2 protein-coding genes are annotated in these 13,627 nt (G+C 72.3%); both read left to right on the top strand.

The window, feature by feature from the left end:
• Positions 1 to 30: 30 nt before the first annotated feature.
• Positions 31 to 6,444, top strand: a complete 6,414-nt coding sequence (locus tag AQ611_RS20455) for a type I polyketide synthase (RefSeq protein ID WP_069235856.1) — start codon at positions 31 to 33, stop codon at positions 6,442 to 6,444.
• A complete protein-coding gene (locus AQ611_RS20450; protein ID WP_069235855.1) occupies positions 6,444 to 13,577 on the top strand; it encodes a type I polyketide synthase in 7,134 nt (2,377 codons plus the stop codon). Before AQ611_RS20455 ends, AQ611_RS20450 begins: the two co-directional genes overlap by 1 nt.
• Positions 13,578 to 13,627 lie beyond the last annotated feature (50 nt).

Raw genomic sequence — 13,627 nt, 5'->3', positions numbered from 1 at the left:
CATCACGTGCACAGACATGGGGACATCAAGGTGACTACAACGCAGCAACGGATCGCGCAGGCGCTCAAGCTCGCGCGGGAGCGAGTCGAGACACTCGAGCGCGCCCAGCGCCAGCCGCTCGCGATCGTTGGCATCGGCTGCCGCTTCCCGCACGACGTCGCAAGCCCGGGCGCGTTCTGGGACGTGCTGTCGAACGGCCGGGACGTGACGACGGAGATTCCGGCGGACCGCTGGGACGTCGAGCACTTCTTCGATCCCGATCCGGAAGCGCCGGGCAAGATGTACGTGCGGCGCGGTGGTTTTCTGGACGCGGTGGACGGCTTCGACCCGGCGTTCTTCGGCATCTCGGAGCGCGAGGCCGTGTCCCTCGATCCTCAGCAGCGACTGTTGCTGGAAGTGGGCTGGGAGGCGCTCGAGCATGCCGGGATCGCGCCGAGCGCGGTGCGGGGAGCATCGTGCGGCGTCTTCATGGGCGTGAGCTGGCACGACTACGAGCGCCTCGCGTTCGGCCGCGACGCGCGGCGCGTCGATGCTTACGCGGGGCTTGGCAACACGCCGAGCATCGCGGCGGGCCGGCTCGCCTACGTGCTCGGCGTCGAGGGGCCGACGATGCTCGTCGACACGGCGTGCTCGGCCAGTCTGGTCGCGGTTCACGAGGCGTGCCAGAGCCTGCGCATGGGCGAATGCGACATGGCACTCGCGGGCGGGGTCGCGTTGATGCTGTCGCCCCTGTCCACGGTGTTCTGCTGCAAGATCCGGGCGCTGTCGCCGACCGGCCGCTGCCATACGTTCGACGCGGCGGCCGACGGTTATCTGCGCGGCGAAGGGGCTGGCGTGATCGTGCTGAAGCGGCTCGACGACGCGCGCGCGAACGGCGACCGGATTCTGGCCGTGATTCGCGGCACGGCCATCAACCATGACGGCGCGAGCAGCGGGCTGACCGTGCCGAACGGCCGGGCGCAGGAGCGCCTGCTGGAAGCCGCGCTGAAAGATGCCGGCGTCGATGCCGGCGCGATCGGCTATGTCGAGGCGCACGGCACGGGCACACCGCTCGGCGACCCAATCGAGCTGGCCGCGCTGTCGAAGGTATACGGGCGCGGGCGCACTGCGCAGCGGCCGCTGCTGGTCGGCTCGGTGAAAACCAACATAGGCCATCTGGAAGCCGCCGCGGGCATCGCGGGGCTGATCAAGGCGGTGCTGATGCTGCAGCACCAGCGGGTACCCGCGAGCCTCAACTTCGCGGATCCGAATCCCCGCTTCGACTGGACCGGCAGCAGGCTGGCGGTGCCGACGCGCCTGACGGAAACCGACGCGCCGCTGAAGATGATCGGCGTAAGTTCGTTCGGCTTCAGCGGCACGAATGCGCACGCGATTCTGGAGTCGGCGCCGGAGGTGGCGCGGGAAGCGGCGGGCGGGGGGCGCGGTGTGCAGGTGCTGACGCTGTCGGCGCGCAGCGAGGAGGCGTTGCGCGCGCTGTCGACGCGCTATGCATCGTTCGTGGAGCAGGGCTCGGCGGATCTGGCGTCGATCTGCTACACGGCGAACACGGGGCGCAGCGCGTTCGAGCAACGCGCGGCATGGGTGGTGCGCGAGCGGGCGGAGTTGGTGTCGCGGCTGCGCGCGTTCGGCGAGGGGGGCGAGCAGCCGGCGCTGCTGCGCGGGGCGTACCGCAACCGCCGGCCGCGGCTGGCGATGCTGTTCACGGGCCAGGGCTCGCAATACGCGGGAATGGGGCGCGAGCTGTACGAGCGCGAGCCGATGTTCCGGGCGGCGCTGGACGAATGCGCGAGCCTGCTGGAAAACGAGCTGGAGGTGGGGCTGCTGGAGGTGCTGTACGGGGCGTCGACGGCGCTGCTGGATCGCACGGACTACACGCAGCCGGCGCTGTTTGCGCTGGGGTATGCGTTGCGCCGGACGTGGGAGAGCTGGGGCGTGACGCCGCAGGTGGTGATGGGTCACAGCCTGGGCGAGTACATGGCGGCGCAGGCGGCCGGGGTGCTGACGCTGGAGGCGGGGCTGAAGCTGGTGGCAAGGCGCGGACGGCTGATGCGCAGCCGTTGCGAAGGCGGGGCGATGCTGTCGGTGATGCTGGATGCGGCGACGCTGCGCGAGCGGCTGGCGGAGCAGGGCGGCGGGCTGGTGATCGCCGCGCTGAACGGGCCGTCGCAGCAGGTGGTGGCGGGGGCGTCGGCGCAGATCGAGGCGCTGCGTGAGCGGCTGGCACGGGAGGCGGTGCGCACGGACTTGCTGCCGGGCTCGCATGCGTTTCACTCGCCACTGGTGGAGCCGATGCTGGAGGCGTATGAGGCGGTGCTGAAGGCGACGCGGCTGTCGGCGCCGCAGTTGCCGCTGGTGTCGAACGTGAGCGGCGCGGTGGCGGGGGCGGGGGCGGAAGTGGGGACGGCGGGGTACTGGGTCGAGCATACGCGCGCGCCGGTGCGGTTCGGTGTTGGGGTTGAGGCGCTGGCGGCGCAGGGCGTGGACGCGGTGCTGGAGATCGGCGCGCGGCCGACGCTGACGGCGCTGGCGCGGCAGACGCTGGGGCCGGACAGCGAGGTGGTGTGGCTGGCGAGCCTGCGGCCGGGACGCGGGGAGGTGGAGCAGATGCTGGAGAGCGCGGCGGCGCTGTACGTGCGCGGCGCGGCGCTGGATTGGGCGTCGTTGCATCGCGCCGAGCGACCGGTCAAGGTCGCGTTGCCGACCTATCCGTTCCAGCGCAAGCGCTACTGGGTCGAACCGGAACCGGACGATGCCGAGACCGCGGGCGGTGTGCCTGGCGTCGCGGCGTCCGGGCTCGGCGCGCGCGTCGACGTCGCGGACGGCTCGATCGTGTTCGAGCTGCGTTGCAGCGCGCGCAGCCACGCGTTCCTACGCGACCACCGGCTGTCAGGAGCGATCCTCGTGCCGGGCAGCTTCTACCTGAGCCTCGCGCTCGAAGCGTGCGATGCGCTGCGCGACGGCATCGCGACGGGCGTGCGCGACATGGTGTTGAGCGCGCCGCTGCGCCTCGCGGAAGATGAGACCCGGGTAATCCAGCTGATCGTCTCCGCGTCGGCAAACGGTGCGCGGCGCTTCGCGATCCACAGTCGAGACGACGCCGCGCGCGCCGAAGTGGGCTGGACCGAGCATGCACGCGGCGAGCTGGCGCCGGTCGCGCGTGCAGCCGGCGCACCGGCGTTCGACGCCGCCGACGACGCGCTCGTCGGGCAATTGGCCGGCGATGCGCTGCGCGCGCAATTCGCGCGGCGCGGGCTGAGCTACGGCGGCAGTTTCCAGGCGCTCACCGATGTGCGTCACGGCGCGTATCGCGCCGAGGCGACCCTTGTTGACCAAGGGACGACGAACGGGCTCGCGGTGCATCCCGGCCTGCTCGACGCCGCGCTCCAAGCGACCGCCGCGTGCCTCGTCTATCAGCTGCTCGACGGGGCTTTCGTGCCGCTGGCGTTCGACGAGGTCGTACTGTCGCGCGACACCCGGCCGTTTGCCGCGTCGCGGGTGGCCGTCTGGCTGCACCGAGATGACGACGCGCAGCCGGACACGATCCGCGCGACGCTGCGCCTCTTCGCGAACGACGGCGCGCCGGTGATGGAGGTGCGCGGCATGACGCTGCGCCGCCTCGCGGAACCGGCGCTCGACGCGGCGCCCGAGGCGGCGGAGCCGACCGAGCACGCGATCGAATGGGCACCGATCGATGCAACCGTTGGGCCAGACGATCCGGCAGGCGTCTGGCTGCTCGTGGGCCCGCCTGCGCGTTGCGCCGCGCTCGAGGCAAGGTTCGCGCGCGGCGGTGCCGGCGTGACGCTCGTGCGCGTCGACGAGACGGCGGGGCGCGACGCGATCGCCGCGGCATGGCGCGACGCGCCCGGCCCGTTGCGCGGCGCGCTGCGCGTCGTACCGGAGCTGGACGTCGCGGCGGGCAGCACGGCGATCGCTGGCGTGGCCGCGCGCGTCGGCGCATTGGCCGTCGCGCTCGCCGCTGCGCCGTTGGCAACAGGGTTCAAGCTCTGGCTCGTGACCGCCGGCGCGTGGTCGCCGGCCGACGAACCAGGGCCGGGCGTGCCCGCGGCCGGCGCGATCGCGGCGCTGGGTCGCACGCTCGCGGTCGAGTACCCGGACCTGCGCTGCACCAATGTCGACCTGGCGCGCGGTCTGTCGGACGACGCGGCGGCGGACGCGCTGTGGCCCGAGCTATGGCGCACCGACGGCGAGACCGATGTGTGCCTGCGTGCGCGCCGCTATGCGCTGCGGCTGCGGGTGGCCGCCGGCGACGACAGCTTGGCCGTGCCGTGCGCAGCGTCGTACCGGCTCGCGGCGGCGGCCGACGGCCGGCTGGAGTCGCTGGCGCTGACCGCCTGCGAGACGCCTCAGCCGGGACGCGGCGAGGTCGTGGTTGCGGTGCGCGCCGCCGGCCTCAATTTTCGCGACGTATTGCGTGTGCTCGGCAAGCTGCCTTTGAGCGCGAGCGGAATCGGCGGCGAGTTGAGCGGCGTGGTTATCGCGATTGGCGATGGCGTGACGACGCTGCGGGTCGGTGACCGTGTGATGGCGATGGCTGATGGGAGCTTCGCGTCGCATGCGGTCGTCGACGCCCACTGCGTGGCGCGGATGCCCGACGATTGGTCGTTCGACGCGGCAGCCACCGTACCCGTCGCTTTCTTGACCGCGCACTACGCGCTGACAGCGCTCGGCGGGCTCACGCGCGGCCAGCGCATCCTGATTCACGCCGCCGCCACGGGGGTCGGCCTCGCGGCGGTCCAGCTGGCGCAACGAATGGGCCTGCAGGTGTTCGCCACCGCGAGCGCGGGCAAGCGCGGCGTGCTGGAGCGGCTGGGCGTCGAGCATCGCTTCGATTCACGCAACCCGGGCTTCGCCGACGAGATTCTCGCGAGAACCGGCGGACGCGGCGTCGACGCCGTGCTCAACGCGCTGACCGGCGACTTCATCCCCGAAAGCCTGCGCGCGCTCGGCCCGTCGGGCGTCTTCCTGGAAATGGGCAAGGCGGAGATTTGGCCGCCGGAGCGCGTCGCCGCGCATCATCCGGGCGCGCGCTACCTGCCTTTCGACATCGCCGACGTACCGGACGATCGGATCGAAGCGCTGTTTGCCGAACTGCAGGCGATGTTCGCGCGCGGCGAGTTGCAGCCGCTGCCGCGCACGGTCCATCCGCTGCGCGACGCGCGCGCGGCGTTCCGCACGATGGCGCAGGGCCGTCATGTGGGCAAGATCGTGCTGCGCGTCGCGGACGATGACGCCGATGCGTTGCCGGCCGGCGCGACCTACCTCGTCACGGGCGCCAGCGGCGCGCTTGGCCGGGAAGCCGCGCAATGGCTGGTCGAGCGCGGCGCCCGGCACCTGATGCTGGTCTCCCGAACCCGCAGCGCAGCGCTCGACGCGCTGCTCGAACACCTGTCGGCGCGCGGCGTGCGGTGCGGCTGGACGCCAGCCGACATCGGCGTCGAGGCGGATGTCGACAGCCTGTTCGCCGCGCTCGCGCACGGCTGGCCGCCGCTGCGGGGCGTGCTGCATGCCGCCGGCACGCTCGACGACGCGCCGCTGAGCGCGCTCGACGAGCCGCGCTACGGCCGCGTGATCGCGCCCAAGGCAGACGGTGCGCGCTGGATTCATGAGCGGACCAGTCGGACGCCGCTGGACTTCTTCATCGTCTACTCGTCGATCGCATCGGTGCTCGGCGCGGCGGGCCAGGGCAACTACGCGGCGGCCAACGGCTATCTCGACGCGCTGGTCCAGTACCGCCGCCGCCTCGGCCTGCCGGCCCTCGCTGTCAATTGGGGCGGCTGGAGCGGGGCCGGCATGGCGGGGTCGATGGAGGCCGCCGCACTGCGCCGGCTGCGCGTGCAAGGCCAGTTCCTGCTGAAACCGGCGAGCGGCATGGCCAGCCTCGCGCGGCTGCTGAGCGCGCCCGACAGCCAGGTCGCGGTGATCGCGGCCGAGTGGGCGACGGTCGTGCAGACGCGCGCCGTGCGCCCATCGCTGCTGGCAGACGTGGGCAACCCTCCGGCCGCGCCGTCGCCTGCGGCCGCCGCGCCGGGGCGCGACGTCGATCCGCGCATGCTGGTCGAGCAGGCGGTGCGCAAGGTGACGGGCACTCGGCCGTCAACGCGGCTCGACGTGCAGATGCCGTTGCGCGAGCTGGGCCTCGATTCGCTGATGGCGATGGAATTGCGCAACGAGCTATGCGCGCTCACGGGGCGGCGCCTGGCGCCGACGATAGCGTTCGACTACCCGAGCATCGTGGCGCTCGCCGAGCATCTCGCCGCGCTGGCGGACGAGGCGGGCAAGACGGCCGCAGCGGCCGCCCCGGCGCAGGCCGCGCGTCGCGACGTGCGGGACGAGGCCGTGCCGGCCGCGCTGACCGACCTGTCCGCGGACGAACTGGTCGCCAGGCTCGAGCGGGAAATCTCTGCATTGGAAGGACATCTGTGATGACGGCATTGAGTGCTGATTCTTCGCTGTTGCGCGCGCTGTCGGCGCTCGAACGCAGCCGGCTCAAGCTGGAAGCTATCGAGCGCGAACGCTCGGAGCCGATCGCGATCGTCGGAGCGGCTTGCCGACTGCCGGGCGGTGTCGTCGATCTCGACAGTTACTGGGCGTTGCTGGCAAGCGGCGGCGATGCGGTATCCCGGCTGCCGGAGGCGCGCTGGAACGCCCCGGGCCTGTACGACCGGAATCGCAACGCGGCGGGCAAAGTCTACAGCGACGCGATGGCGGTGCTGGACGGCGCGGACCATTTCGATCCGGCCGCGTTCGGCCTCTCCGCGCGGGAGGCTGAGCGCATGGAGCCGCAACAGCGGCAACTGCTCGAAGTGACTTACGAGGCGCTCGACCACGCGGGACTGGACATCGACGGCTTGCGCGGCAGCGACACCGCGGTCTACGTCGGGATCTGCGCGAACGATTTCGTGCACCGCTTCGCGACCGAGGCCGCCGACACCTACTCGGCAACCGGCGCGTCGCTCGCGACTGCGTCCGGGCGGCTCGCCTACACGTTCGGCTTCCAGGGGCCGGCACTCAGCATCGATACCGCCTGCTCGTCGTCGCTGGTCGCGCTGCACCTGGCATGCCAGGCGCTGCGCAAGGGCGAGACGCGCATCGCCCTTGCGGGCGGCGTGCACGTGAGCGCCGGCCCGGAATCCTCGGTGGCGCTCGCTAAGCTCAATGCGCTGTCGCCGAGCGGCCGGTGCCGCGCGTTCTCTGCGGACGCGGACGGCTATGTGCGCGGCGAAGGTTGCGTCGTGCTGGTCCTGAAGCGCCTGGGCGACGCGCTGCGCGATGGCGATCGCATCCTCGCGTCGGTGCGGGAGACGGCGCTCAACCAGGACGGGCGCAGCAACGGACTGACCGCGCCGAACCGGCTCGCGCAGACCGAGTTGCTGCGCACGTGCCTGTCGCGCGCGAAGCTGAGTCCGAGCGACGTCGGCTACCTGGAGGCACACGGCACCGGGACCGAGTTGGGCGATCCGATCGAGCTTTCCGCCGCGGCGGCGGTTTACGGTATCGACCGTGCGTTGCCGCTATGGGTCGGCTCCGCGAAGACCAACATCGGTCACCTCGAAGCGGGCGCGGGGCTGGCCGGCCTGCTGCGCGCGGTACTTGCGCTGCGGCACGCGACGATTCCGCCGAACCTGCACCTGAACGGACTCAATCCGCATTTCGACTGGGAGGCCGGGCGGCTGCGGGTGCCGACGGCGCCCACGCCGTTTCCGCTCAATCCGTCCGGGACCAGGATCGCTGGCGTCAGCGCGTTCGGCTTCAGCGGCACGAACGCGCACGCGCTCATCGAGCAGCCGCCGCCCGCAGAGGCCGCGGCGCCCCTGCCCGGCGACGTGGATGCCGTGTTCCTGAGTGCCGCCTCCGAGGCGGGGTTGCGCGACCAGGCGCGCCGCTTCGCGCGCCGCCTCGCCGATGCGCCCGCGCAGTGGCGCGAGTTCTGTCACACTGCGCGCGCGCGGCGCAATCCAGGCGCGCTGCGCATCGCGGGCGCAGGCAGCGACGCGGCCGAACTCGCGGCGCAGCTGAACGCGTTCGCGGACGGCGCAGCGCCCGCGGAGATCGTGCGCGGCGAACGGCTGCCCGGCGAGTGCGGCGTCGTCGCGGTGTTTTCTGGGCAGGGCGCGCAATGGGTCGGGATGGGGCGGGAGCTGATTGCGACGAGCCCCGTGTTCGCGCGTGCGTTCGACGAGTGCGCGCAGGCGGTCGAGCGCCATTCGGGGCGCGTGATGCGCGACGCGCTCGCCGCCGATGAAGCGGCCTTCGCGGCGCTCGACGCGGCCACCGTCCAGCCGCTGCTGTTTTCGGTTGCGGTCGCGCTGGCCGCGCACTTGCGCGCGCTCGGTGTGCGCTTCGATGCAGTCGTCGGGCAGAGCATGGGCGAGGTAAGCGCGGCGGCCGTTGCCGGCGCGCTGTCGATCGACGACGCCGCGCGCGTCATGTGCGAGCGCAGCCGTCTCGGCGTTACGGCGAAGGGCGGCGCGATGGCGGTGCTCGCGATGAGCCGCGCGGAGGTCGAGGCGCGGGTCGCGGCCGAAGGCCGCGCCGTGACCCTCGCCGCCTGCAACGGTCCGGCGTCGACGCTCGTGTCCGGCGAGGAAGCCGAGATCGACGCGCTCGTCGGCGCGTGGCAGGCGCGCGGCGTGTTCTGCCGCAGGCTGCGGGTCGACTATGCGTCGCATAGCGCGTTCATGGAGCCGTTGCTCGCGCCGCTGAAGGCCGGGGTGGCCGCCATCTCGCCGCGCGCGGCGCAGATCCCGCTGTATTCGACGGTGACGGCCGACGAGATCGACGGCGCGACGCTGACGCCCGACTACTGGGCCGCCAATCTCCGGCAACCCGTACTGCTCTACCCGACGCTCGAAAAACTGATCACGCGCGGCTACCGGCTGTTCCTGGAAATCTCTCCCCGTCCGGCGTTGAGTGCCTCCATCGAGGACGCGCTGGCGCAGGCAGGCGTCGACGGCTGCGTCGTGTGCGCGATGAACGACGACGCGCCGCAGGGGCGCACGGCGCTGTTGGCCGCCGGCCGGCTGTTCGCGCACGGTGCGCGCCTCGACGTCGAGCGCGCGCCCGGCCGGGTGGCCGAAATTCCGCCGCGCAGCTGGGAACATGCCGAGTTCCCGCTGCCCGCCTATCGGCGCGCGGCGGGCTCGGACGGGCACACCGACGCGATTCTCAACGCCGCGCGCGCGATCGCGGGCCAGGCCGGCACCATGGTAGCCGACGGCGGGCTGAGCGTCGGGCATCCGCTGGTCGCGCAGCATCGCGTCGACGACAGCGCGCTGCTGCCGGGCACGGGGTTCCTGCGGCTGGCGCTGCAGGTCGCGCAAGTGCGCTGGCCGCAGCAGGATCTGGCGGTCACCGATGTCGTGTTCCGACAGGTGCTGGCATTGCCCGATGACGCGATCGAGCCGAGGCCGCTGCAACTCGTGATGGTCGACGAGTCGCCCGACGCGGCCGGCTGGCGCGTGAGCAGCCGCGACAGCGAGCGCGACGATCGCTGGGTCGAGCATGCGGGCGGCCGCGTGAGCCGCGCGAGCGGCCCAGCGGATGACGGCGCCCAGCTGGGCTTCGCCGACGCGCAGGCGCGCATGCGCGACGAGGTGGATGGTGCGACGCTGTATGACGCACTCGACGGGATGGGCCTGCAATACGGCCCGCGGTTTCGCTGCGTCGAGCGGCTCTGGTGGGCGGACAATGCGTTCGTCGCGCGGCTGGCCGATGGCGGCGCCACGCAGCCGGACGCATTCAACCTCGATGCATGCCTGCACGGGCTGGCCTGGCTCGGCTGCCGGCACGGCGAGCCGGCCCGGGTGCCGGTCTCCGTCGAACGGGTCGTGATCGCCGCCGGCGCGGGCGCACCCGCTTGGGTGCATGGGGTGCGCGCCCTCGACGGCGACGCGTCGACGGCCGATCTGGTCGTGTGGGACGTGGCGGGGCGCGTGGTGACGCGGATCGTCGGGCTGCGCGCGCTGAGCCCCGATCGCGCCGAAGCGGCGCTGCCCGCGCAGGGCCGCTGGCTGCACGGCCAGGCATGGATCGCGCAGCCGTTGCTGACCGACACGCAAGCCGAGCCGCGCGCCTGGCTGATCGTCGCTGCTTGCCGCGACGCATCCGGCGCGTGGTTGGAGCGGCTGCAGGCGCGTCTCGGCGGCGCGGCGCTGCTGCGCTGGAGGTCCGGCGACGGCACGCCGTTTCCGGCGGCCGAGTTGCGTGCATGGGCGGAGTCGGACGAGCGCGGGGTGCGCTCGATCGTCTGGATCGGCGACAGCGTCGAGCGTGCGCTCGCGGGCGACGCCGGCGGCAAGCCGGCGATCCGCGCGAGCATCGATGCGCTCGGTCTCGTGCAGGCCGTGCTTGCCGCGTTCGACGGCCGCGAGGCGCCGCGACTGAGCTTCGTATCGGCCGGCGCGCAGGCCGTCGCCGGCCAATCCGCGCCGGCCTGCGCGGCGCTGGGCGATGCCGGCCTCTGGGGGCTGGCGCGCGCGCTGTCGGCGGAACATGCGCAATGGCACGTGCGTTGCATCGATGTCGATCCGGGCGACGCGCACGCACAGGCGGAGCGGCTGGCCGACGAGCTTGCCGGCGGGTCCGCCGAAACGGAAGTCGCGCTGCGCGCGGCGCGCTGGGTCGGCAGGTTCGCGCGCCGGCCGCTTGGCGAAGAGCGCGAGCCGGTCGGCCGGCTTGCCGGCGAACCCTATCGCGTCGAGATAGACCGGCCGGGCGCGCTGAGTTCAATGAAGCTGCGGGCGGCGCCGCGCGTCGAGCCGCAGGCCGGCGAGGTGGAGATCGAAATCGACGCGGCCGCGCTCAATTTCGCGGACGTGATGCGTGCGATGGGCTTTTTCCTCGCCGGCGGCGAGCGCTCGATCGCGCTCGGCAGCGAATGCGCCGGGGTTGTGTCGCGCGTCGGTCCGGGCGTATCGGCCATGCAGGTCGGGCAGCGGGTGATTGCGATCGGCGCGCACTGCTTCGCGAGCCACGCGTGCGTCGACGCGGCACTGGTGGCGCCGCAGCCCGACGCGCTGTCGGCTGCACAGGCGGCCGCGTTGCCGATCGCATCGATGACCGCATGGTACGCGCTGAAGGAGGTCGCGTCGCTGCGCACGGGGCAGCGCGTGCTGATCCATTCGGCGACGGGCGGCACGGGGCTGGCTGCCGTGCAGCTTGCGCTGTCGCTCGGCGCGGAGGTGTTCGCGACAGCCGGCAGCGAGGCCAAGCGCCAATTGCTGCGCGAACTCGGGGTGCGGCATGTGTTCGATTCGCGCAACGCGACGTTCGAGCGCGCGACGCTCGATGCGACCGGCGGGCGTGGGGTCGACGTCGTGCTCAATTCGCTCGCGGGCGCAGCGATCGAGCAGAACCTGCGGGTGCTGGCCGCCGATGGCTGGTTCCTGGAGCTGGGCAAGCGCGACATCTACGAGGACGGCCGGCTGTCGATGCGCCACTTCAAGAAGCGGCTGCGCTTCGTGGCGATCGACCTGGGCGGCTTGCAACGGGAACGGCCCGAGCAGTTCGCCGCGCTGTTCCGGCGGGTGCTGCACGCATTCGCGCAGGGCGAGCTTGCGCCGCTGCCTACCACGGTGCTGCCGGTGTCCCGCGCCGGCGAGGCGTTTCGGCGGATGGCGGCGGCGCAGCACGTCGGCAAGCTGGCGTTGACCATGCAGGATCCCGAACGGGTCGTCGCCGAGCCGGGCGGCCCCGCGCCGCTGCTGCGCGGCACCCACCTGATCACGGGCGGCACGGGCGGCCTTGGCGCGGCGCTCGCCGGCTGGCTGGTCGAGAACGGCGCGCGGCGAATCGTGCTGATGGGGCGCTCGGCCGCGGGTGCGGCGGCGCAGGCACAGGCTGAGCAATTGCGGCGCCAGGGCGCCGAAGTGCGGACGGTCGCGATCGATGTGACATCGCGCGCGGACCTTGCACGTGAGCTTGACGCGATCGACGCCGATTTCGGCCCGCTGCGCGGCGTGTACCACTTGGCTGGCGTGCTGAACGACGGGCTGGTCGACACCCAGACGCCTGACGCGTACCGGCGCGTGCTGGGCTCCAAGGCCGACGCCGCGTGGCACCTGCACGAGCTGACCGCCGGGCGAGCGCTCGATCATTTCGTCCTCTATTCGTCGGCAGCGGCGTTGCTGCCTTCGCCGTCGCAAACGAACTATGCCGCGGCGAACGCGTGCCTCGATGCGCTCGCCGCGTGGCGGCACGCGCAGGGGCTGCCGGCGCTTAGCCTCCAGTGGGGGCCATTCTCGGACGCCGGGCTCGCGGCGGTTCGCGGCGAGCGGGGCGCACGCCTTGCGGAACGCGGCGCGGCCAGCCTGACGACGGGCGAGTCGCACCGCTACCTCGGCATGCTGATGAAGCGCGACGAGCCCGTGGTCGGCGTATTCCCGTTCGACGCCGCGCGCTGGCTCGACGCTTCTCCTACGGTGGCGGCCCAGCCTCGCTTCGACATGGTGCGCGACGGCGCCGCTGCGCGACCCGGCAGCGGCGCGTCGCAGGCGCGCCTCAAGGACGCGCCGCCGGCGACGCGGCGTGAGCTGATCCAGGCCCTGTTGCGCCGGCATGCTGCCGCGGTGCTGCGAGTGCCGGAAGCCGCGCTGACGCCCGCGACGACCTTTGCGCAGGCCGGGCTGGATTCGCTGACGGGCCTCGAGCTGCGTAACCGAATCGAGAGCGAAGTGGGCTTGCCGCTTTCGTCCGCGGTGTTGTGGCGTCATCCGACGGTCGGCGCGCTTGCCGAGTTTTTGACGCGGCAGCTCGGTGCATCGGACCGTTCGGCAGCCGCGCCAGCGCAGCCCGTTGCCGCGCCGGTGTCGGCGGCGGACGCGGGCAAGTGGTTTCTCGTGCCGCGACCGTCACATGCGCCGCGTCTGCGGATCTTCTGCATCCCGTTCCTGGGCGGCCTCGGCTCGGTGTTTTCCGGCTGGGTTCGTCACCTGCCCGAAGAGATCGAGTTGCAGGCGCTACAGTTGCCGGGACGGCCGCCGCGCCACGCCGAAGCGGCGCATTCCCTCTATCCGGAGCTTGTCGACGCGCTGCGCGATGCGCTGCTGCCGCGCCTCGACACGCCATATGCGATCTACGGGCACAGCCTCGGCGCACTGCTGGCGTTCGGCCTCGCGCATGCGTTGCGAGACGCGGAGGCGCCCGCGCCGGAGCACTTGTTCCTGGCCGCATATCCGGCGCCGCATCTGCACAACCCCGTCGGCGACATCGCGGGCCTGCCGGATGCGGAATTCATCGAGGGGTTGAAGCGTCTGCGCGGCATTCCGGAGCAGGTTCTTGCGGACAGTGAATTGCTGAACGTCTTCCTGCCGAGCCTGCGGGCCGAGATCGCGCTGCTGAACTCCTATGCGCACGAGGCGCGTGCGCCGCTGGCAGTGCCCGCGACGATCCTCGGCGGCACGCACGACCACGTCGTCACCGCCGCCGAGATCGACGCGTGGCGGCGGCACTTCGCGGGCGCGGTCGAAGTGCGCGAGATCGACGGAGGGCATTACTTCGTGAAGGACGCGCCCCGCAGCGTGGTTGACGTGGTGCTGGCTCGGCTCGCGCTGGCCTGACTCAGTGTCGTGCGTCCGGCCGGGACTGGCGGGCGCACCCGAATTGCAGG

The sequence above is a fragment of the Burkholderia singularis genome (assembly GCF_001718875.1).
Lineage (GTDB): Bacteria > Pseudomonadota > Gammaproteobacteria > Burkholderiales > Burkholderiaceae > Burkholderia > Burkholderia singularis.
This window is presented reverse-complemented; position numbering and strand designations above follow the sequence as displayed.

Bases quoted from the DNA above. Each gene is read 5' to 3' on its own strand.
- AQ611_RS20450 (WP_069235855.1), top strand. From the start codon at position 6,444: ATGACGGCATTGAGTGCTGATTCTTCGCTGTTGCGCGCGCTGTCGGCG.